The sequence below is a fragment of the Streptomyces sp. NPDC101227 genome, from assembly GCF_044767545.1.
Classification (GTDB): domain Bacteria; phylum Actinomycetota; class Actinomycetes; order Streptomycetales; family Streptomycetaceae; genus Streptomyces.
On the sequence record NZ_JBIWOD010000003.1, the window covers coordinates 308,134 to 328,281 of the forward strand.

At 72.3% G+C, this 20,148-nt stretch carries 19 protein-coding genes; 14 read left to right on the top strand and 5 right to left on the bottom strand.

The genetic code is table 11. From position 1 onward, the window contains the following. Positions 1-83: 83 nt before the first annotated feature. The 3 genes from ACIRPT_RS08160 (at position 84) to ACIRPT_RS08170 (ending at position 4,157) form a co-directional block, all read left to right on the top strand. A complete protein-coding gene (locus tag ACIRPT_RS08160; protein WP_403823978.1) occupies positions 84-2,192 on the top strand; it encodes a SpoIIE family protein phosphatase in 2,109 nt (702 codons plus the stop codon). A gap of 41 nt (positions 2,193-2,233) precedes the next feature. Next, positions 2,234-3,466, top strand: a complete 1,233-nt coding sequence (gene hemW, locus ACIRPT_RS08165) for a radical SAM family heme chaperone HemW (RefSeq protein WP_403823980.1) — start codon at positions 2,234-2,236, stop codon at positions 3,464-3,466. A gap of 103 nt (positions 3,467-3,569) precedes the next feature. Continuing rightward, positions 3,570-4,157, top strand: coding sequence for a Uma2 family endonuclease (locus tag ACIRPT_RS08170; RefSeq protein WP_403823983.1), 588 nt, complete (start codon positions 3,570-3,572; stop codon positions 4,155-4,157). Here the strand turns inward: ACIRPT_RS08170 and ACIRPT_RS08175 are convergent. Together ACIRPT_RS08175 and ACIRPT_RS08180 are read right to left on the bottom strand one after the other, a co-directional pair. Further along, entirely contained in the window at positions 4,135-4,968 is an 834-nt protein-coding gene (locus tag ACIRPT_RS08175) for a DUF3097 domain-containing protein (protein ID WP_403823986.1), read from the bottom strand. The two genes, ACIRPT_RS08170 and ACIRPT_RS08175, sit on opposite strands and share 23 nt — an antisense overlap. A gap of 47 nt (positions 4,969-5,015) precedes the next feature. Beyond that, on the bottom strand, positions 5,016-5,753 hold the full coding sequence (locus ACIRPT_RS08180; protein WP_403823989.1) for an MBL fold metallo-hydrolase: 738 nt from the start codon (positions 5,751-5,753) through the stop codon (positions 5,016-5,018). 228 nt (positions 5,754-5,981) lie between these two features. Between ACIRPT_RS08180 and hrcA the strand changes: the two genes are divergently transcribed. The 4 genes from hrcA (at position 5,982) to ACIRPT_RS08200 (ending at position 10,173) form a co-directional block, all read left to right on the top strand. Then, on the top strand, positions 5,982-6,998 hold the full coding sequence (gene hrcA / locus ACIRPT_RS08185; protein WP_042154694.1) for a heat-inducible transcriptional repressor HrcA: 1,017 nt from the start codon (positions 5,982-5,984) through the stop codon (positions 6,996-6,998). Between the two features lie 2 nt (positions 6,999-7,000). Then, positions 7,001-8,137 (top strand): molecular chaperone DnaJ, encoded by a 1,137-nt coding sequence (dnaJ, locus tag ACIRPT_RS08190; RefSeq protein ID WP_403823992.1) that lies wholly within the window; start codon positions 7,001-7,003, stop codon positions 8,135-8,137. A 189-nt stretch (positions 8,138-8,326) separates the two neighbouring features. Beyond that, positions 8,327-9,433, top strand: a complete 1,107-nt coding sequence (locus tag ACIRPT_RS08195) for a nitronate monooxygenase (protein WP_403506653.1) — start codon at positions 8,327-8,329, stop codon at positions 9,431-9,433. Beyond that, the gene (locus ACIRPT_RS08200; RefSeq protein ID WP_403506656.1) at positions 9,430-10,173 is read left to right on the top strand and encodes a 16S rRNA (uracil(1498)-N(3))-methyltransferase; all 744 of its coding nucleotides are present in this window, start codon (positions 9,430-9,432) and stop codon (positions 10,171-10,173) included. The genes ACIRPT_RS08195 and ACIRPT_RS08200 overlap by 4 nt, the downstream gene beginning before the upstream one ends. 255 nt (positions 10,174-10,428) lie before the next feature. Here the strand turns inward: ACIRPT_RS08200 and ACIRPT_RS08205 are convergent, their stop codons facing one another. Continuing rightward, positions 10,429-10,857: an OsmC family peroxiredoxin gene (locus tag ACIRPT_RS08205; protein WP_403823996.1), complete on the bottom strand. Its 429-nt coding sequence runs from the start codon at positions 10,855-10,857 to the stop codon at positions 10,429-10,431. Positions 10,858-11,027: 170 nt separating this feature from the next. Here ACIRPT_RS08205 and ACIRPT_RS08210 point away from each other — a divergent pair, with 170 nt between their 5' ends. Both ACIRPT_RS08210 and ACIRPT_RS08215 read left to right on the top strand, forming a co-directional pair. Beyond that, on the top strand, positions 11,028-11,387 hold the full coding sequence (locus ACIRPT_RS08210; protein ID WP_403506661.1) for a histidine triad nucleotide-binding protein: 360 nt from the start codon (positions 11,028-11,030) through the stop codon (positions 11,385-11,387). Between the two features lie 15 nt (positions 11,388-11,402). Then, a complete protein-coding gene (locus ACIRPT_RS08215) occupies positions 11,403-12,308 on the top strand; it encodes a ribonuclease Z (protein WP_403824000.1) in 906 nt (301 codons plus the stop codon). A 31-nt stretch (positions 12,309-12,339) separates the two neighbouring features. Here the strand turns inward: ACIRPT_RS08215 and ACIRPT_RS08220 are convergent, their stop codons facing one another. Then, positions 12,340-13,170 (bottom strand): HAD family acid phosphatase, encoded by an 831-nt coding sequence (locus ACIRPT_RS08220; protein ID WP_403824003.1) that lies wholly within the window; start codon positions 13,168-13,170, stop codon positions 12,340-12,342. A 220-nt stretch (positions 13,171-13,390) separates the two neighbouring features. On the opposite strand from ACIRPT_RS08220, the gene ACIRPT_RS08225 reads away from it, so the two are divergent. The 4 genes from ACIRPT_RS08225 (at position 13,391) to ACIRPT_RS08240 (ending at position 17,437) form a co-directional block, all read left to right on the top strand. Continuing rightward, positions 13,391-14,686: an enolase C-terminal domain-like protein gene (locus tag ACIRPT_RS08225; RefSeq protein ID WP_403824006.1), complete on the top strand. Its 1,296-nt coding sequence runs from the start codon at positions 13,391-13,393 to the stop codon at positions 14,684-14,686. Between the two features lie 206 nt (positions 14,687-14,892). Next, positions 14,893-15,978: an S-(hydroxymethyl)mycothiol dehydrogenase gene (locus tag ACIRPT_RS08230; RefSeq protein ID WP_403824009.1), complete on the top strand. Its 1,086-nt coding sequence runs from the start codon at positions 14,893-14,895 to the stop codon at positions 15,976-15,978. Continuing rightward, positions 15,978-16,607: an MBL fold metallo-hydrolase gene (locus ACIRPT_RS08235; RefSeq protein WP_403824012.1), complete on the top strand. Its 630-nt coding sequence runs from the start codon at positions 15,978-15,980 to the stop codon at positions 16,605-16,607. The genes ACIRPT_RS08230 and ACIRPT_RS08235 overlap by 1 nt, the downstream gene beginning before the upstream one ends. A gap of 77 nt (positions 16,608-16,684) precedes the next feature. Next, positions 16,685-17,437: an MBL fold metallo-hydrolase gene (locus tag ACIRPT_RS08240; protein ID WP_403824015.1), complete on the top strand. Its 753-nt coding sequence runs from the start codon at positions 16,685-16,687 to the stop codon at positions 17,435-17,437. Positions 17,438-17,462: 25 nt separating this feature from the next. On the opposite strand, the gene ACIRPT_RS08245 is transcribed toward ACIRPT_RS08240, so the two are convergent. Then, positions 17,463-18,791, bottom strand: coding sequence for a 6-phospho-beta-glucosidase (locus ACIRPT_RS08245; RefSeq protein WP_403824017.1), 1,329 nt, complete (start codon positions 18,789-18,791; stop codon positions 17,463-17,465). 66 nt (positions 18,792-18,857) lie between these two features. Here ACIRPT_RS08245 and ACIRPT_RS08250 point away from each other — a divergent pair, with 66 nt between their 5' ends. Then, on the top strand, positions 18,858-20,006 hold the full coding sequence (locus ACIRPT_RS08250; RefSeq protein WP_403824020.1) for a carbohydrate kinase family protein: 1,149 nt from the start codon (positions 18,858-18,860) through the stop codon (positions 20,004-20,006). Positions 20,007-20,148 lie beyond the last annotated feature (142 nt).

Below are 20,148 nucleotides of genomic sequence, written 5' to 3' on the forward strand. Positions count from 1 at the left end.
CTCCGCGCTTATGGCTGCCCTCGGTCTGTCACTCTGTCGGTGGCGCATCCGGCGCTGACGCGGAGCTGCTCGGGAGTTGGTCTATGAGGACGACAACTTCATCACCACCGGACTCACCACCGGACTCGTCACGCGACGGCGTCCCGCCCGCGTCTGCGGAGGCCGCCGGCCGCCCCGGTGGCGGCTACTCCCGCGCCGCCTGCCTGCCCGGTGACCCGCGCGCCGCGGCCGCCGCCCGGCAGTTCGTCCGCACGGTGTTCGCCGACTGGACCGCCCAGGCGCTTCCCGGCTCACCGGACCTCACCGAGCGCCTCGCGGACGAAGCGGTGCTGCTCGTCAGCGAGTTGGTCACCAACGCCGTGGTCCACGCCGGCACCGCCGTCGAACTCCGCTGCCGCCTGGAACCGTCAGCCGGTCCCGGCCCCTACGACCACCCGCAAGCGGACCCCGACGGCCTCGACGACCCCGACGGCACGGCCCGCACCGGCGTGGTCATCGAGGTCTCCGACCACCACCCGGCCCGGCCGGTGCGCGCCCGCGAGGAGGCCCCGGCGTCCGAAGGCGGCGGCCATGGCCTGCAGTTGATCAGCGCGGTCGCCGAGTCCTGGGGCATCACCTACCGCCGCGCCATGAAGACCGTGTGGTTCCGGCTGCCCGCGGATCCGGACGGCACCGCCCGGCCGGAGCCGGAGGGCGCCGTCGACAACCAGCTGCTGCAGCGCGGACTGCGCGCCGCCGAACTCCTCGCGCCCACCCCGCGGCGGGCCGTCCGTCAGGCGTCCGAGGGCGACTGGGTGCACCAGGGCGCCCTCTCCTTCCTGGCCGAGGCCTCCGACCTGCTCTCCGGCCAGCTCGACGCCGACCAGGTCGCCTCGCTCGCCGCCCAGCTGACGGTGCCGCGGCTCGCCGACTGGTGCGCGGTGTGGCTGTACGACGGCGACGGCGGTGCGCCCGGACGCGGCATCGAGGCGGACGGCGAGGCACAGCGGCTCGCCCGCGTCTGGCACTCCAGCGAGAGCCGGATCGATTCGCTGCGCACCGTCCTGGAGAAGGACCCGCCGCCGATGGCGGGCGGCGACACCGGCCTGAGCAGCACCCCCACCGCGGTCCGCTGGCCCTGGCCGCCGGAGCCGGGCGGCTACGGCCCCGGCGGCGCGGCCCTGGCCTGCCCCCTGGTGGCCGGCGGCCGCCGGCTCGGCACCCTCCTGCTCGGCCGGTCCGGCCTGCTCCGCTTCCCCGACGAGGTGATCGGCCTGGTGGAGGACCTGTGCCGCCGGGTCGCCCGCGCCATGGCCACCGCCCGTGCCTACAGCCGCCAGGAGCGCATCAGCCAGGTCCTCCAGCGCCGGCTGCTGCCCCGGGGGCGCGCCCAGGTCCCCGGTGTGGAGTCGGCGGTGGTCTACGAGCCCCGCGAGGGCGCCTGGGCGGGCGGCGACTTCTGGGACCTCTTCGACGCCGGTGACGGCCGCTGGTGCTTCGCCCTCGGCGATGTGTGCGGCAGCGGCCCGGAGGCGGCCGCGGTGACGGGCCTGGCCCGCCCGGTGCTGCGGCTGCTGGCCCGCGACGGCTTCGGCGTCGCCGAGGTCCTCGACCGCCTCAACAAGACGATGGCCCGGGAGGCCGCGGACTCCGTCGCGGCGGTCGCGGCCGCGGTCGCGGCGGCCGGCGCGGGCGCCGAGGCCCCCGTCGAGATCCGCGACGAGGGCGAACAGGCCCGCTTCCTGTCCCTCCTCTACGGCGAGATCGTGCCGTACCACGGCGGCTCCGGCGGCGCCCGCTGCACCCTCGCCAGCGCCGGCCATCCGCTCCCGCTGGTGCTGGGCGCCGACGGCGCGGTCCGGGTCGTCGCGGCGCCCCAGATGCTGCTGGGGGTGGTCGAGGACGCGGCGTACGTCAGCGAGTCCTTCGACCTCTGCGCGGGGGAGACGCTGCTGTGCGTGACCGACGGCGTGACCGAGCGCCGCTCGGACGGCCGGCTCTTCGACGACGAGGACGGCCTGACCACGGCCCTCGCCGCCTGCACGGGTCTGGGTGCCACCGCGATCGCCGAACACATCCGCAGCACGGTCCATGCGTTCGCGCCGACGCCGCCGGACGACGACCTGGCGCTGCTGGTGCTCCAGGCCGCGGGACCGGCGACGGCGGCGGCCGGGGCGGGCGCGGCGGCCCCGCCCGGACCGCCCCTGCCATGACGGAGGCCGGACCACCTCCGTCATGACGGACAATGGACCCCATGCCTTCCGCACTGCCTGATGGTGAGCCGATGCCCGAGGACGGGGCGCTGCCCCGCCATGCGCTGACAGGGGCGGCCGAGCGGCCCCTCGGCTTCTATCTGCATGTGCCGTACTGCGCCACCCGCTGCGGCTACTGCGACTTCAACACCTACACCGCGAGCGAGCTGCGCGGCTCCGGCGGCGCCCTGGCCTCCCGCGACAACTACGCCGACCACGTCGTCGAGGAGATCCGGCTGGCCCGCAAGGTCCTGGGCGACGACCCCCGCCCCGTGGAGACGGTCTTCGTCGGCGGCGGCACCCCGACCCTGCTGCCCGCCGCCGACCTCGGCCGCATGCTGGCCGCCATCCGCGACGAATTCGGCCTCGCCCCGGGCGCCGAGATCACCACCGAGGCCAACCCGGAATCCGTCGACCCCCGCTACCTCACCGAACTCCGCGAGGGCGGCTACAACCGCGTCTCCTTCGGCATGCAGAGCGCGCGGCAGCACGTCCTGAAGATCCTCGACCGCACGCACACCCCCGGCCGCCCCGAGGCCTGCGTCGCCGAGGCCCGCGCGGCCGGCTTCGACCACGTCAACCTCGATCTGATCTACGGCACCCCGGGCGAGACCGACGACGACTGGCGGGCCTCCCTCGACGCCGCCATCGGCGCCGGCCCCGACCACGTCTCCGCCTACGCCCTGATCGTCGAGGAGGGCACCCAGCTCGCCCGCCGGATCCGCCGCGGCGAGGTCCCGATGACCGACGACGACGTCCACGCCGACCGCTATCTGATCGCCGACGAACGCCTCGCCGCCGCCGGTTTCACCTGGTACGAGGTCTCCAACTGGGCCACCACCGAGGCCGCCCGCTGCCGCCACAACGAGCTGTACTGGACCGGCGCCGACTGGTGGGGCGCGGGCCCCGGAGCGCACAGCCACGTCGGCGGCGTCCGCTGGTGGAACGTCAAGCACCCCGGCGCCTACGCCCAGGCCCTGGCCGAGGGCCGCTCCCCGGGCGCGGGCCGCGAGATCCTGCCGGCCGAGGACCGCCGGGTGGAGCGCATCCTGCTGGAGCTGCGGCTGGTGGACGGCTGCCCGCTCGACATCCTCGCGCCGGCGGGGGCGAAGGCCGCGGAGCGGGCGCTGGCCGACGGGCTGCTGGCGGCCGGGCCGTATGCGGACGGCCGGGCCGTGCTGACGCTGCGGGGGCGGCTGCTGGCCGACGCGGTGGTGCGGGATCTGGTGGACTGATGCTCGAACGAGTGAACTCCTGCAGATTCCAGGAACGCTTGCTTACCCTGGTGCCAGGCTGCTGTCGAAAGAGAACGATGGCGGGAAGCGGAGGGCCACGGAGATGACCGCGGTGGATGACCGGCCGATCACGCGCATCGTCGAGCTCTACGAGGACCTTGAGGTACCGGAGGGTTTCAAGGCGGAACTCCTGCGGGGGGAAATCGTGATGATGGCCGGGCCGGATCTGGTGCACAACCGGATCGTGCTGAGGGTTCTCCGACAGATCCCAGACCAGGAATGGGACTGTCTCCAGACCCAGGACATCGATCTGCTGAACGAAACCAGCGAGCCACAGCCGGATCTCGTCGTCCTGGAGCGCGACGCGGGGCCGGATTCGGGTCGTCTGCTACCGGCCCAGATGATCACGGTGCTGGTCGAGGTCGTCTCGAAAAACAGCGTCGACCGTGATTACGGTGTCAAGCGCTCGATCTATGCGGCGGGCGGCATTCCCGCCTACCTGATCATCGACCCCATCATGGCGCAGTGCGTACTGCTTACCGAGCCCACCGGCACCGGGGAGGATGCCGACTACCGGGTCCAGTCGATCTACAAGTTCGGCGAATCCGTGCCACTGGACCTCCTCGGCATCGAACTGGACACCTCAGAGTTCGGCACCCTCCCGAACGTCAGGCCGCACCGCCGACCGTAACGAAGTCGATCAGCTCCTCCACCCGCCCCAGCAACGCCGGCTCCAGGTCCTTGTACGACCGCACGCAGCCCAGAATCCGCTGCCACGCCGCTCCCGTGTTCTCCGGCCAGCCCAGCGCCCGGCACACGCCCGTCTTCCAGTCCTGGCCGCGCGGGACCCTCGGCCACGCCGCGATCCCCACCGACGCCGGCTTCACCGCCTCCCACACGTCGATGTACGGGTGGCCCACCACCAGCGCATGCTCCCCGGTCACCGCCGCCGTGATCCGCGACTCCTTCGAGCCCGGCACCAGGTGATCCACCAGCACCCCCAGCCGCGCATCCGGCCCCGGCGCGAAGCTCCGCACGATCGCCGGCAGGTCGTCGATCCCCTCCAGGTACTCCACGACCACGCCCTCGATGCGCAGATCGTCGCCCCACACCCGCTCGACCAGCTCCGCGTCGTGCCGCCCCTCCACATAAATGCGCCCGGCGCGCGCGACCCGGGCGCGGGCGCCGGGCACGGCGAGTGAGCCCGACGCGGTACGGGCCGGACCGGCCGGCGCCGGGCGGCCCTGGGGCCGTACGAGGGTGACGACACGGCCCTCCAGCAGGAAGCCGCGCGGCGTCATCGGGAAGACCCGGTGCTTGCCGAAGCGGTCCTCAAGGGTGACGACCGGGCCCTCGGCGGTCTTCTCGCAGCGGATCACGGCGCCGCAGAAGCCGGTGGTGACCTCCTCGACGACGAGGTCGGGCTCGGCCGGTACCTCGGGGGCGGGGCGCTGCTTCTTCCAGGGCGGGGTGAGGTCCGGTCCGTACTGCTTGCTGCGCATGGAGGCGTCAGGGTCCTGTTCTCGTGAGGGGCGGGCGGGAGGTTCTCTCAGGAGGCCGGCGGCACGCCGAAGCGGATGGCCAGGGCCTCCCGCTGGGCGCGCACGAAGCGGGCGTCCACGACCGCCCCGTGCCCCGGTACGTACCGGGCGTCCTCGCCGCCCAGGGCCAGCAGCCGGTCCAGGGCCGCCGGCCACTGCTGGGGCAGCGAGTCCAGGCCGGCGTTCGGCTCCCCGGACTCCTCGACCAGGTCGCCGCAGAAGACGATCTCGGGGGCGCCGCCCCGGCCCGGTACGAGAACGGCCAGGTCGTGGGCGGTGTGGCCGGGGCCGACATTGGCGAGCAGCACCTGCCGGTCGCCGAGGTCGACGGTCAGTTCGCCGTGGACGTGATGGTGCGGGCGGACCAGCAGATCCGCGGCCTCCGCGGCGGCTTCCGGGTCCAGGCCGTGCCGTACCGCGTCCCGCCGCAGCTCGTCCCGGTCGCGCCGGAGCAGATCGCTCAGCCCGGCCGCGCCGAACACCTCGACGCCAGCGAAGGCGGCGGTGCCCAGGACGTGATCGAAATGCGGGTGGGTGAGCGCGATATGCGTCACTTCCCGGCCCAGCACGCCGCGGATCGCGCGGCGTAGATCGGCGCCGTCGCGGATGGATGCGCCGGTGTCGACGATCATCACCCCGGCAGATCCGGCGATCACGCCGATCGTCTCGTCCCAGCCCGGCATCCGGCGCCGGGCGACGCCTTCACCGAGCGGTTCCCACCCGGCCTCTTCCCAAGCAGTGCGCATACCGAGACGCTAGCTCCATCGCGATAGCGTTGCCTGACGGAACGCGTCAGAGACCGGCCACAACGGCCGATCACGGTCATCGGGCGGCGCATTGGCAGTCGATCGTTGCGGTCGCTCTTGCCGCAGCTGTGCTACCCGGCCGTACACTGGCTTCCGGGTCTGGCACTCGGCCCGTGCGAGTGCCAGGAGTGACGAGACGGCAACACGGCTGGACTGGAGGTGCGCAGGATGCTCAGTGAACGCAGGCTCGAAGTGCTGCGCGCCATCGTCCAGGACTATGTCGGGACGGAGGAGCCGGTCGGCTCCAAGGCGCTCACCGAGCGCCATCAGCTGGGCGTCTCCCCGGCCACGGTCCGCAACGACATGGCGGCCCTGGAGGACGAGGGCTTCATCGCCCAGCCGCACACCAGCGCCGGCCGGATCCCCACCGACAAGGGCTACCGCCTCTTCGTCGACAAGCTGGCGGGCGTCAAGCCGCTGTCCTCCCCGGAGCGGCGGGCCATCCAGAACTTCCTCGACGGCGCCGTCGACCTCGATGACGTCGTCGGCCGCACGGTCCGGCTGCTGGCGCAGCTGACCCGCCAGGTGGCCGTCGTGCAGTACCCGTCCCTGACCCGGTCCACGGTCCGGCATGTCGAGCTGCTGGCGCTGGCCCCGGCCCGGCTGATGCTCGTACTGATCACGGACACCGGACGGGTCGAGCAGCGGCTGATCGACTGCCAGGCGCCGTTCGGCGAGACCTCGCTCGCGGATCTGCGGGCGCGGCTCAACAGCCGGGTGGTGGGGCGCCGGTTCGCGGATGTGCCGCAGTTGGTGCAGGATCTCCCGGAGTCCTTCGAGCAGGACGACCGCGGCACGGTCTCGACAGTGCTGTCGGTGTTGCTGGAAACTCTGGTGGAGGAGACCGAAGAGCGGCTGATGATCGGCGGAACGGCCAATCTCACGCGCTTCGGGCACGATTTTCCCCTGACCATCCGCCCGGTGCTGGAGGCCCTTGAGGAGCATGTGGTGCTGCTCAAGCTGCTGGGGGAGGCCAAGGACTCGGGCATGACCGTACGTATCGGGCATGAGAATGCCCACGAAGGCCTGACGTCCACATCGGTCGTCGCGGTCGGTTACGGTTCGGGCGACGAGGCAGTCGCCAAACTCGGCGTGGTCGGACCGACCCGCATGGACTACCCCGGAACGATGGGAGCGGTACGCGCAGTGGCACGTTACGTCGGACAAATCCTCGCGGAGTCGTAAAAGTGGCCACGGATTACTACTCGGTTCTCGGCGTCAGTCGCGATGCCTCGCAGGACCAGATCAAGAAGGCCTTCCGTCGGCTGGCGCGTGAGCTGCACCCGGACGTGAACCCGGACCCGAAGACCCAGGAGCGGTTCAAGGAGATCAACGCCGCTTACGAGGTCTTGTCGGACCCGCAGAAGAAGCAGGTCTACGACCTCGGCGGCGACCCGCTCTCGCAGTCGGGCGGCGGCGGTGGCGCGGGCGGCTTCGGCGCCGGCTTCGGCAACTTCTCCGACATCATGGACGCCTTCTTCGGCACGGCCTCGCAGCGGGGCCCGCGCTCGCGCACCCGCCGCGGCCAGGACGCCATGATCCGGCTCGACATCGAGCTGAACGAAGCGGCCTTCGGCACGACCAAGGACCTCCAGGTCGACACCGCCATCGTCTGCACGACGTGCACCGGCGAGGGCGCGGCGCCCGGCACCTCCGCGCAGACCTGTGACATGTGCCGCGGCCGCGGCGAGGTCTCGCAGGTCACCCGGTCCTTCCTCGGCCAGGTCATGACATCGCGGCCGTGCCCGCAGTGCCAGGGCTTCGGTACGGTCGTGCCGACGCCGTGCCCCGAGTGCGCCGGCGACGGCCGGATCCGCTCCCGCCGCACGCTGACGGTGAAGATCCCCGCCGGTGTCGACAACGGGACGCGGATCCAGCTTGCGGGCGAGGGCGAGGTCGGCCCCGGCGGCGGCCCGGCAGGTGACCTCTACGTCGAGATCCACGAGCTGGCGCACCCGGTCTTCCAGCGGCGCGGCGACGATCTGCACTGCACGGTCACCATCCCCATGACGGCGGCGGCACTGGGCACCAAATGCCCGCTGGAGACGCTCGACGGGGTGGAGGAGATCGACGTCCGGCCCGGCACCCAGTCCGGCCAGTCGATCCCGCTGCACCAGCGCGGTGTGACACATCTGCGCGGCGGCGGCCGCGGCGACCTGATCGTCCATGTCGAGGTGCAGACGCCCACCAAGCTCGACCCCGAGCAGGAGGAGCTGGTGCGCCGGCTGGCCAAGCTCCGCGGCGAGGAACGCCCGACGGGGCAGTTCCAGCCGGGGCAGCAGGGGTTGTTCTCGCGGTTGAAGGATGCGTTCAACGGGCGGTAGGTGAGTCGGCCGGGGGTCCGGGGGTTGTCCCCGGGCAGGCGCGGTCAGCCGGGGCAGCAGGGGTTGTTCTCGCGGTTGAAGGATGCGTTCAACGGGCGGTAGGCCGTTGGGGGCTGGGGCGCAGGCGGAGCCTGGATCTTGGTCCGGCCCTGGTTCGGAGTGTGGCGGTGGGCGTGACACGATGTGGTTATGCCCACCCCGCTGACCGATCTCTGCCGCTACCCGATCGTGCAGGCCCCCATGGCGGGCGGCGCCGCTCGCCCGGAGCTCGCCGCCGCCGTCAGTGAAGCCGGCGGTCTCGGCTTCCTCGCCGCCGGGTACAAAACCGCCGACGGCATGTATCAGGAGATCAAACAGCTGCGCGGGCTGACCGGCCGGCCCTTCGGCGTCAACCTGTTCATGCCGCAGCCCAGCCTCGCCGACACCACCCCGGTCGAGGTCTACCGCGAGCAGCTCGCGGGCGAAGCGGCCTGGTACGAGAGCCCGATCGCCGAACTCGACCCGTACGGCGGCTCCGACGACGGCTACGAGGCCAAGCTGGCGATCCTGCGTGAGGACCCGGTGCCGGTGGTCTCGTTCGCCTTCGGCTGCCCCTCCCGCGCGGTGCTCGACGCCTTCGCCAAGGTCGGTACGTACACCGTCGTGACGGTCACCACCGCGGCCGAGGCGCAGGCCGCGCAGTGGTCGGGCGCGGATGCGGTCTGTGTCCAGGGCATCGAGGCGGGCGGTCACCAGAGCACCCACCGCGACGACCCGCAGTCCGACGGCACCGGCGCGGGCATCGGGCTGCTCTCGCTCGTCGCCCAGGTCTACGAGGCGGTGCAGATCCCGATCATCGCCGCGGGCGGCCTGATGCGCGGCTCGCAGATCGCCGCCGCACTGGCCGCCGGTGCCGCGATGGCGCAGCTCGGCACGGCCTTCCTCGCGACGCCCGAATCGGGTGCCAACCCCCTGCACAAGCAGGCGCTGACCAACCCGCTGTTCACCCGTACCGAGCTGACCCGGGCGTTCTCCGGGCGCCCGGCCCGCGGGCTGGTGAACCGTTTCCTTCGCGAGCACGGCCCGTACGCCCCGGCCGCCTACCCCGCCGTCCACCACCTCACGTCCGGGCTGCGCAAGGCCGCGGCCAAGGCGGGCGATGCGCAGGGCATGGCGCTGTGGGCCGGGCAGGGCCACCGGATGGCCCGCGAACTGCCGGCCGGGCAGCTGGTCGAGGTGCTGTCGGCCGAACTGGACCTGGCACGCGCCGCGTTGAGCCGCCCCGGCGACGGCGCGGGCGCCGGTACCGCGTCATGACCGCCCCCGTCTTTCTCGTCGATTCGCTCGCGGACGTACGGGCCGGCGGGACGCTGACCCTGGACGGGCCGGAGGGCCGGCACGCGGTGTCGGTGCGGCGGCTGCGGGTGGGCGAGGAGATCGTGCTGACGGACGGTCACGGAACGGGCGCCTCCGGCGCGGTCGCCGCCGTCGAGGGCAAGGACCGCCTCACCGTCGAGATCGGCGACGTCCACACCGAGGCCCGGCCGACACCCACCCTCACCGTCGTCCAGGCGCTGCCCAAGGGCGACCGCGGCGAACTGGCCGTCGAAACGATGACCGAGACCGGCGTCGACGCCATCGTCCCCTGGCCGGCGGCGCGCTGCGTCACCCAGTGGAAGGGCGAGCGGGCCGCCAAATCCCTGGCCAAGTGGCGCGCCACGGCCCGCGAGGCGGGCAAGCAGTCGCGCCGCCTGACCTTTCCGGAGGTCGCCGACCCGCTGTCCACCAAGGAGGTCGCCGCCCTCCTCGCCGACGCCGACTTCGCCGCCGTCCTCCACGAGGAGGGCAGCGCTCCGCTGGCCACCGCCGAACTCCCCGACGAGGGCTCGATCGTGCTCGTCGTCGGCCCCGAAGGTGGCGTCTCCCCGGAAGAGTTGGCCGTCTTCGCCCAGGCCGGCGCCAAGCCCTACCGCCTCGGCCGGACCGTCCTGCGCACCTCCACCGCCGGTACGGCCGCGACGGCGCTGCTGCTGGGCCGTACCGGACGCTGGAGCTGACCCCGGACGACGCTCACACCCGGGTCATCGCCCCCGCGGTCGATATCAGCTCGGTGAGCGCGTCGGCGGCGGCCGGGTGCGTGACGGGGACACCCGCTCGTACAAAAGATCGTGGCAGACCCCACTGACAACGCAGCGGTGCGCCGGCCGCCCGTCAGGGCCGCACCGGCGCACCGCCGTTCACTTCATCCGGCCGTACGCCGGACCGCCCGCGTCGGGCCGGTCGCATCGGACCGGCCGCCGCGGACCGCCGCCTCAGACCAGCTGCGCATCCAGCGTGATGTTCTTGACCCCCGCCAGCGCCTGGCTGACCGGGCAGTTGGCCTTGGCGTCCGCGGCCGCCGCCTGGAAGTCCTCCTCGGACAGCCCCGGGACGCTCGCCCTGACGGTCAGCACGATGCCGGTGATGCCCTCGCCCGGCTGGAAGGTGACATCGGCCTTGGTGTCGAGCGCGGCGACGGTGTAGCCCTTGCCCGCCAGGCCGTGCGAGAAGGCCATGGAGTAGCAGGAGGAGTGGGCCGCCGCGATCAGCTCCTCGGGGCTGGTGACGCCGTTGGGCTGCTCGGCGCGGGCGGGCCAGTTCACGTCGTACGTACCGACGTTGGAGGACGTCAGGGCGACCTGGCCCTTGCCCTCCAGGAGGTTGCCTTCCCAGTGGGTGGTGGCGGTGCGCGTGGTTGCCATGGTGGATAACTCCCGGTTGTGGGCGAAAAGAGTCTGCCGGGCAAGCTTAGTGATCCCCGGGCCCCGCGACCGGGCGATCGGGCCGCCGCCCGGTAGCATCCGAGACGGTACGCACCGTGCGTACGGCGTGTGCGTAGGGCGCGCGCCGCGCAACCCTAAGGAGCCCACCGGTGGCGGGAGAACCGCAGGCCGACTGCCTGTTCTGCAAGATCGTGGCGGGGGAGGTGCCGGCGACCATCGTCCGGGAGACCGAGACCACCGTCGCGTTCCGTGACATCAACCCCCAGGCCCCGACCCACGTCCTGGTGATCCCCAAGGTGCACTACCCGGACGCCGCGTCCCTCGCCGCCGCCGAACCGGGGATCGTCGCCGACATACTGCGCGAGTCCCGTGAGGTGGCCGCCGGGGACACGGTCGAGGAGACGGGCTACCGGGTCGTCTTCAACACCGGAGCCGGCGCAGGCCAGACCGTCTTCCACGCCCATCTGCACGTCCTCGGTGGCCGTGGCCTCCAGTGGCCTCCCGGATAGTCCGGACAACCCGCCATGTCCGTACGTGAATTGGTCGTCCTCGGCACCGCCAGCCAGGTCCCCACCCGGCACCGCAACCACAACGGCTATCTGCTGCGCTGGGACGGCCAGGGGCTGCTCTTCGACCCCGGTGAGGGCACCCAGCGTCAGATGCTGCGCGCCGGGGTCGCCGCGCACGACATCAACCGGATCTGCGTCACGCACTTCCACGGTGACCACTCGCTGGGCCTGGCCGGGGTGATCCAGCGGATCAACCTGGACCGCGTGCCGCATCCCATCACCGCCCACTACCCGGCCAGCGGCGAGCACTTCTTCGACCGGCTGCGGTACGCCACCGCCTACCGCGAGACGGTCCGGCTCAAGCAGCGCCCGGTGGCCGCCGACGGCGAACTGGACCGCTCGAAGTCCTACGCCCTGGAGGCGCGCAAGCTCTCCCACCCGGTCGAGTCGTACGGCTACCGCCTGGTGGAGCCGGACGCCCGGCGGATGCTCCCGGACCGGCTGGCCGCGCACGGCATCGCCGGCCCCGACATCGGCCGGCTGCAGCGGACCGGCGAGTGGAACGGCGTCCGCCTGGACGAGGTCAGCGAGCTGCGCCCCGGCCAGAAGTTCGCCTTCGTGATGGACACCAGGCTGTGCGAGGGCGTCTACGCGCTCGCGGCGGGCGTGGACATGCTCGTCATCGAGTCGACGTTCCTGGACGAGGATCTCCAACTGGCCATCGATCACGGTCACTTGACGGTCGGGCAGGCCGCCGGTGTGGCCGTGGACGCGGGCGTACGGCATCTCGTCCTGACCCACTTCTCGCAGCGCTACTCCGACCCCGGGGAGTTCGAGCGGCAGGCACGCGCAGCCGGATTCGCCGGCGAACTCACCATCGCGCAGGACCTGATGCGCGTGCCGCTGCCCAAGAGGAATTGACCCTCGCTCCCTCAGGGAGCGCCGGTCGCGCCTACGGCAGGTAGTACATCGGGTTCGGCAGCTTGAACGTCCGGTTACCGGCGCCGCCCTGGAGATCGCTGTACTGGTCCCCGAAGTTGGCGACGATGTCGTAGCCGAGCGACTCGATGTGCCGGCGGGTGCCCGACTTGTACTCGACGGTCGAGCAGTTCGTCCCGCAGGGGAGGTACGGGGGCGGGTTCTCCTTGTTCTTCAGGAACACATGCGTCGGGTCCAGCGGTACCCCGTAGCCGACGTTCTTGAGGTTGCGCACGCTCCACTCGCGCTGCGCTTCCTTGCGGCCGGTGATGAAGAAGACCTCGGCGCCGTGGTCGTGTGCCCAGTTGACCAGCCGGTTCATGCCGAAGACCGGGTCCATGTCGGTGGACTCGAGGTATTTGTCCTGGCTTTCGGGGGTGAAGTGGAAGCCCACCTGAAGCTCGTAGTTGTAGGTGAGCAGGGTGGTGTCGTCCATGTCCAGGACGATGGCGTGCTTGGCGTGCTTGGCGGTCTTGCTGGACTTCGCCTGCTCGGCGGACCGGCCGGCGGACTTCGCGAGCACCTTGGCCAGATAGCCGCGGGCCCTGGCCTCGATGCCGCGGACCTGGCGGGCGTAGTTGCTGTGCGGTGAGGCGTAGTGCCGGCCGTCGGCCGTCACCGTGTCGCCGTAGTACGCCTTGATCTGGTCCTGCACCTGGGTGAGGTTGGGGATCTCCTTGTCGGTGCGGGGGACCGAGTGCTCGGCGGTCGCCTGGCCGATGCCGAAGACGGCGGTGCCGGTGGCGAGGGCGGCGACCGTCGCGGCGCCGAGGCGGGCGCGACGGGAGAGGGCGGGACGGGGCATGCGCGGCTCCTTCGGATGACATGAACAGGCTCAGATGACACTCAGATAGATCTAACAAGAGCGGCCAATTCGGTATCTACGCGCGAAGATTCAATGGTTGGTAAAGCCTCGCGGAACAGGGGGTGTTGACGGTCGCCGCCCCGCTCCCTAGCCTCCGACTGCATATGAGGACGTCACCCACATATGCAAACGGCCCTCGACAGTGCAGGAGTCACCCCGCATGGACAGCCTCACCATCGCCGAGGTCCGGCTCACCCCGGTCCTGGTGGCCGACCCGCCCCTGCTCAACACCCAGGGCGTACACCAGCCCTACACCCCCCGGCTGATCATCGAAGCGGTGACGGAGAGCGGTGCCACCGGGCTCGGCGAGACCTACGGCGACACCAAGTACCTCGACCCGGCCCGCCCGTTGGCCGCCGCGCTGGTCGGCCGTAAGGTCACGGATCTGAACGGACTGCCCGCACTGGCCGCCCAGGTGTGCGGCGACTCGCCCGCCGCCACGGGCGCCGACGCCATCGACGCCGGCGGACTGCGCGGCGTACAGACCGCCGGCAAACTGCGGCTCTCGGTGCTCTCCGGCTTCGAGGTGGCCTGCCTGGACGCCTGGGGACACGCCACCGGACTGCCCGTACACGCCCTGCTCGGCGGGAAGGTACGCAACCGCGTCGAATACAGCGGATACCTCTTCTACCGGTGGGCCGCCCACCCGGGCGGCCGCGGCGAACGCGACGACTGGGGCGCGGCGCTCGATCCGGCCGGCATCGTCGCCCAGGCCCGCCGCTTCGCGGACCGTTACGGCTTCACGTCCTTCAAGCTCAAGGGCGGCGTCTTCGAGCCCGCACAGGAGATCGCGGCGGTCAGGGCGCTGGCCGCCGCATTCCCCGGCCGCCCGCTCCGCCTCGACCCCAACGGCGCCTGGAGCGTGGACACCTCGCTCGAGGTGGCGCACGAGCTGGGCGACGTCCTCGAATACCTGGAGGACCCGGCGAGCGGCATCGCACGGATGGCGGAGGTGGCGGCGGGTACGGACCTGCCGCTGGCCACCAACATGTGCGTCACGACCTTCGACGAGATCGCCGAGGCGTTCACCCGCGGCGCCGTGCAGGTCCTGCTCTGCGACCACCACTACTGGGGCGGCCTGCGCAGCACCCGCGAACTCGCCGCCGTCTGCCACACCTTCGGCGTCGGCCTGTCGATGCACTCCAACACCCACCTGGGCATCAGCCTCGCCGCCATGACCCAGGTCGCGGCGACCGTCCCGCACCTCGGCCACGCCTGCGACACCCACTACCCCTGGCAGTCCGAGGACGTCCTCACCGAACGCCTCACCTTCCGCGACGGCCACCTGGACGTCGGTGACGCCCCCGGCCTGGGCGTCGCCCTCGACCACCACCGGCTCGCCGCCCTGCACCGCCGCTGGCAGGAGGACGACGGCACCTACCGCTCCCGCGATGACGCGGCGGCGATGCGGGTGGCCGATCCCCAGTGGGTCACTCCCGTGGTTCCGCGCTGGTGAGAGCGGCGCGCGCGGTACGGACACGCCGCAGGTCGCGCACCGTACGGGACACCCGCGCGAGGAACCGCCCCGCCGCGCGGCCCTTCCCGGATGATGACGATGCGCCCAATCCTCCCCAACCACCCCCCTTCCGCGTACGGTGTGGCACGGCTCAGTGGCGGTACGCCACAGTGGTCCCGTAGGTGATCTTTGAAAGGGGCTGTTCCATGGCACAGGAAGTGCGCGGCGTCATTGCGCCGGGGAAGAACGAACCGGTCCGGCTGGAGACGATCCTGGTGCCGGACCCCGGTCCGGGCGAGGCCGTGGTGAAGATCCAGGCCTGCGGGGTGTGCCACACCGATCTGCATTACAAGCAGGGCGGGATCAACGACGAGTTCCCGTTCCTGCTGGGACACGAGGCGGCGGGCGTGGTCGAGTCCGTCGGTCCGGACGTCACGGACGTGGCGCCGGGGGACTTCGTCGTCCTCAACTGGCGGGCGGTGTGCGGGGCGTGCCGGGCCTGTCTGCGCGGGCGTCCGCAGTACTGCTTCGACACGCACAACGCCAAGCAGAAGATGACCCTGAAGGACGGGACCGAGCTGAGCCCCGCGCTGGGCATCGGGGCGTTCGCCGACAAGACGCTGGTCGCCGCAGGGCAGTGCACCAAGGTCGACCCCGAGGTCTCACCGGCCGTGGCCGGGCTGCTGGGCTGCGGGGTGATGGCGGGCCTCGGCGCGGCCATCAACACCGGCGGGGTGGGGCGCGGCGACTCGGTGGCGGTCATCGGCTGCGGCGGGGTGGGGGACGCCGCCGTCGTGGGCGCGCGGCTGGCGGGCGCGGCGAAGATCATCGCGGTGGACATCGACGACCGGAAGCTCGACCAGGCCCGGTCCATGGGCGCCACCCACACCGTCAACTCCCGTTCCGCCGACCCCGTTGCCGCGATCCGCGAGCTGACCGGCGGATTCGGCGCGGATGTGGTCATCGACGCGGTGGGCCGCCCGGAGACGTACAAACAGGCGTTCTACGCCCGGGATCTCGCCGGCACCGTCGTCCTGGTGGGCGTCCCCACCCCGGAGATGACCCTGGAACTTCCCCTGCTGGACGTGTTCGGGCGCGGCGGCGCCCTCAAGTCCTCCTGGTACGGCGACTGCCTGCCCTCCCGCGACTTCCCGATGCTGATCGACCTGCATCAGCAGGGCCGGATCGACCTCGCCGCATTCGTCACCGAGACCATCGGCATCGAGGACGTCGAGCAGGCCTTCGAGCGGATGCACGCGGGCGACGTCTTGCGCTCGGTGGTGACGCTCTGATGACGGCCCGAATCGATCACTTGGTCACCTCAGGCACGTTCTCGCTGGACGGCGGCACCTGGGACGTCGACAACAACGTATGGATCGTCGGTGACGACGTCGAGGCGGTCGTCATCGACGCCGCGCACGACGCCGAGGCCATCCTTGAAGCCCTCGGCGGCCGGACGCTGCGCGCCATCATCTGCACCCACGGGCACAACGACCACATCGACGCCGCCCCGGCGCTCGCCGCCCGTACCGGCGCGCAGATCCATCTGCACCCCGGCGACCTGCCGCTCTGGAAGCAGACCCACCCCGACCACGCCCCGGACGCACGCCTGACCGACGGGCAGGTCCTCACCATCGCCGGCACGGACCTGACGGTGCTGCACACCCCGGGGCACGCGCCGGGCGCCGTCTGCCTCTACGCGCCCGACCTGGGCACGGTCTTCAGCGGCGACACCCTCTTCCGAGGCGGCCCCGGCGCCACCGGCCGGTCCTTCTCGGACTTCCCGACGATCATCGAATCGATCCGGGACCGGCTGCTGACCCTGCCACCCCGGACCGAGGTCCGCACCGGCCACGGCGAGGCGACGACCATCGGGGACGAGGCCCCGCATCTGGAGGAGTGGATCAGGAGAGGGCACTAGGGACAGACCCTGGACGTGCTCTTCGGCGGAGGCGGCCGGCGAGGAATAGCCGGCCCGTTCCCGGGCTTGGCACCGGCATGACGATCATTCGCTATCTGGGTGGCCCCACCGCGCTCATCGAGTTCGGCGGCATCCGTCTGCTCACCGACCCGACGTTCGACGCGCCCGGTGACTACCCCATCGGACAGCGCAAGTTGGTGAAGACCGCCGGACCGGCCCTGGCCGCAGCGGAGATCGGCCGTGTCGATGCCGTGCTGCTCTCCCACGACCAGCACCCGGACAACCTGGACCACGCCGGTCGCGCCTACGCCGCCCAGGCGCCCCTCGTCCTGTCCACGGCATCCGCCCAGGAGCGACTGGGCGGGCCGGTCCGGGCGCTGGCCAACTGGGCGTCGTACGAGGTGGCGGACGGGCTGAGCGTCACCGGTGTCCCCGCCCGGCACGGCCCCGACGGAAGCGAGCCGGTGGTCGGTGAGGTGACCGGCTTCGTGCTGAAGGGCGAGGACCTGCCGACCGTCTACGTCAGCGGCGACAACGCCTCGCTCGACGTCGTGCGCCAGGTCGCCGACCGCTGCGGGCCCGTCGACATCGCCGTCCTCTTCGCGGGCGGGGCGCAGACGCCGCTCCTGGGGGACGCCTTCCTCACCCTCCCCAGCGCCGGCGCGGCGGAGGCGGCGGGGATCCTCGGCGCCCGGCACGTCGTACCGCTGCACATGGAGCACTGGGCGCACTTCACCCAGGGGCCCGACACCCTCCGTCCGGCCTTCGAGAAGGCGGGGCTGGCGGACCGTCTCCACCTGCTGAAGCCGGGCGAGCAGGTGGATCTGTAGCGATCCGGGACCGGGGCCCGCTCCGTCAGGCCGCCCCGGCGCCGGCCGCCCGCTCCAGGATGCGGGCGGCCACCGCGGGGGAGTCCACCAGCGGATGCAGCGCCAGCGCCCGCAGCGCCGCGCCCCGGTCCTTGAACGTCGCGGCCTCCACCGTCGCCCGCTCCACCGCCTTGACCTGCAACATCAGCCCCAACTGATCCTCCCGCAACGGCGCGCAGGGCAGCGGGCGGGCGCCCTTGGACGTCACCTCGCACACCGTCTCCACGATCGCGTCCGGCGCCAGCTGCGGCACCGTCGAACCGTTGCGGACATTGAGGATCAGCCGGCTGCCGCGGTTGCCCGCGATGGCGTGCATCAGGGCCAGCGCGACCCGGTCGTAGCCGCCGCCTTCCAGGTCGTGACTGTCGCGCTGCCAGCCGCCGCTCGCCTTCCGGCTGTGCGCCATGTACGTCTCCTCGCGCTCCAGCCGGGTGCGCTCCCACAGGTCGTACGCCGCCCGGGGCCCGCCCGCCGCCGCGGCCCGCTCGAAGAAGCCGCCCTGCTGCTGGTCGAGGAACTCGCCGCGGGTCTCGGGGGTGTCCAGCACGGAGGCGAGGGTCTCGCGGCGGAAGTAGTAGTAGTGCAGATACTCGTTGGGGAGCGCGCCCAGGGTGTGCAGCCAGTCGGCACCGAAGAGCCGTCCCTCCTCGAAGGAGCCGAGCGCGGCGACGTCCTCCAGGAGCCCGGGCAGCAGCTCGGCGCCGTCGAGCGTCAACGACCGCAGCCAGCCGAGGTGGTTGAGGCCGACGTAGTCGTACGCCACGCGGTCCGGATCCGCACCGGCCGCGCGGGCCGCCCGGCGTACCAGCCCCACCGGGGAGTCGCAGATCCCGATGACGCGGTCGCCCAGCACCTGCGCCATCGCCTCGGTCACCATGCCCGCCGGGTTGGTGAAGTTGATGACCCACGCCGCCGGGGCGAGCGCCGCGACCCGCTCGGCGATGCGCAGCGCCACCGGGATGGTCCGCAGGCCGTACAGGACACCGCCCGCGCCGACCGTCTCCTGCCCCAGCACCCCCTCGGCCAGCGGAATGCGCTCATCGCGGATCCGGCCCGCCGTACCGCCCACCCGTATCGCGGAGAAGATGAAGTCGGCCCCGGTCACGGCCTCGTCCAGGTCGCGGGCGAGGCGTACGGTCACCGGATCGGGACGGTCCTGCGCCAGCCGCGCCAGCACATCGGCGATCACGGCCAACCGCCGCGCGTCGGTGTCGTACAGGGTCACCTCGGAGACGGAGCGTGCCGGGTCCGCCAGCAGCGCGCGGTAGACCAGCGGCACCCGGAAACCGCCTCCGCCGAGAATCGTGAGCCTCATGAGGCGGAACGTACCGCAGCATCAGGCACACTGGCGGCACGTGCCGAGATGAGAGGGGCGAGCGCGGTGAGCAGTGGCCGACGCGATGTCCAACCGCCTGCGGGCCCGGCTCCCGTGCCGACGGCCCTCGACCCGCTCGCCGAGGTGCGCCGCGCGGGCGATCCGCACACCGACGTCTATCTGACCGGCACGGTCTTCCTGGACATCATCTTCACCGGCCTGGATTCCGCCCCGGTCCGCGGGACCGAGTCCTGGGCCCGCGGCATGGGCTCCAGCCCCGGCGGCGTCGCCAACATGGCCACCGCGCTGGCCCGGCTCGGGCTGCGCACGTCCCTGGCCGCCGCCTTCGGCGACGACATGTACGGCGAGTACTGCTGGGAGGCGCTCTCCGTCGGCGAGGGCATCGACCTGACGATGTCCCGTACGGTCCCCGGCTGGCACTCCCCGGTGACGGTCTCCATGGCCTACGAGGGCGAGCGCACGATGGTCTCGCACGGCCATGAGGCGCCGCCGCCCGAGTCCGCCTTCGACGGCGCCCATGCCCCGGGCTGTCCGCCGCCGTCGCGCGCCTGCGTCGCCTCGCTGGTGCCCGGCCGCCGCGAGGGCTGGCTGGGCTGCGCGGCCGGCCGCGGCAGCCGGATCTTCGCGGACGTGGGCTGGGACGACAGCGGCCGCTGGGACCCGGCCGACCTCACCGACCTCGAACACTGCGAGGCCTTCCTGCCCAACGCGGAGGAGGCGATGCGCTACACCCGCACCGACTGTCCCCGCGCCGCCGCCCGGAAGCTGGCCGAACGCGTCCCGCTCGCGGTGGTCACCATGGGCGCGGAGGGCGCCTGCGCCGCCGACGGGCGGACCGGGGAGAGCGCCGAGGTGCCCGCCATCGCCGTCGAGGCGCTGGACCCCACGGGCGCCGGAGACGTGTTCGTCGCCGGGTTCGTCACCGGCACCCTCGCCGACTGGCCGCTCGCCGACCGGCTCGCCTTCGCGGGCCTGAGCGCCGCCCTGTCCGTGCAGGAATTCGGCGGCTCGCTCTCCGCACCCGGCTGGGCCGAGATCGCGGCCTGGTGGCAGGGGGTGCGGACGTGTGACGCCGCGGCGCAGGCCGCGCTGCGCCGCCAGTACGGATTCCTGGACGATGTGCTGCCCGCCGCCTACCGGCCCGCCCCGCTGGCCCGCGCGGTCCCCACGATCGGCTTCCGGCGCCCGGCCTGAGCGCGGCCGGCCGGCCGCTCCGGCCACCGCTCCGCCCGCCCCGCTCCCGCCCGCCCGGGAAAAGCCTTCGGCCTTGTCAGTGCCCCGTCGTACTCTTGTATCCCAAGGAGAGGTCAGGCCACCGGCGCCCCTTTCGCGAGCG

Coding starts and splice junctions, on each gene's coding strand:
- ACIRPT_RS08240 (WP_403824015.1), top strand. CDS start 16,685: ATGACGATCATTCGCTATCTGGGTGGCCCCACCGCGCTCATCGAGTTC.
- ACIRPT_RS08215 (WP_403824000.1), top strand. CDS start 11,403: ATGTCCGTACGTGAATTGGTCGTCCTCGGCACCGCCAGCCAGGTCCCC.
- ACIRPT_RS08195 (WP_403506653.1), top strand. CDS start 8,327: ATGCCCACCCCGCTGACCGATCTCTGCCGCTACCCGATCGTGCAGGCC.
- ACIRPT_RS08175 (WP_403823986.1), bottom strand. CDS start 4,968: ATGCGCAGCAAGCAGTACGGACCGGACCTCACCCCGCCCTGGAAGAAG.
- ACIRPT_RS08235 (WP_403824012.1), top strand. CDS start 15,978: ATGACGGCCCGAATCGATCACTTGGTCACCTCAGGCACGTTCTCGCTG.
- ACIRPT_RS08230 (WP_403824009.1), top strand. CDS start 14,893: ATGGCACAGGAAGTGCGCGGCGTCATTGCGCCGGGGAAGAACGAACCG.
- hemW (WP_403823980.1), top strand. CDS start 2,234: ATGCCTTCCGCACTGCCTGATGGTGAGCCGATGCCCGAGGACGGGGCG.
- ACIRPT_RS08170 (WP_403823983.1), top strand. CDS start 3,570: ATGACCGCGGTGGATGACCGGCCGATCACGCGCATCGTCGAGCTCTAC.
- ACIRPT_RS08160 (WP_403823978.1), top strand. CDS start 84: ATGAGGACGACAACTTCATCACCACCGGACTCACCACCGGACTCGTCA.
- ACIRPT_RS08200 (WP_403506656.1), top strand. CDS start 9,430: ATGACCGCCCCCGTCTTTCTCGTCGATTCGCTCGCGGACGTACGGGCC.
- ACIRPT_RS08245 (WP_403824017.1), bottom strand. CDS start 18,791: ATGAGGCTCACGATTCTCGGCGGAGGCGGTTTCCGGGTGCCGCTGGTC.
- ACIRPT_RS08220 (WP_403824003.1), bottom strand. CDS start 13,170: ATGCCCCGTCCCGCCCTCTCCCGTCGCGCCCGCCTCGGCGCCGCGACG.
- ACIRPT_RS08225 (WP_403824006.1), top strand. CDS start 13,391: ATGGACAGCCTCACCATCGCCGAGGTCCGGCTCACCCCGGTCCTGGTG.
- ACIRPT_RS08180 (WP_403823989.1), bottom strand. CDS start 5,753: ATGCGCACTGCTTGGGAAGAGGCCGGGTGGGAACCGCTCGGTGAAGGC.
- ACIRPT_RS08205 (WP_403823996.1), bottom strand. CDS start 10,857: ATGGCAACCACGCGCACCGCCACCACCCACTGGGAAGGCAACCTCCTG.
- hrcA (WP_042154694.1), top strand. CDS start 5,982: ATGCTCAGTGAACGCAGGCTCGAAGTGCTGCGCGCCATCGTCCAGGAC.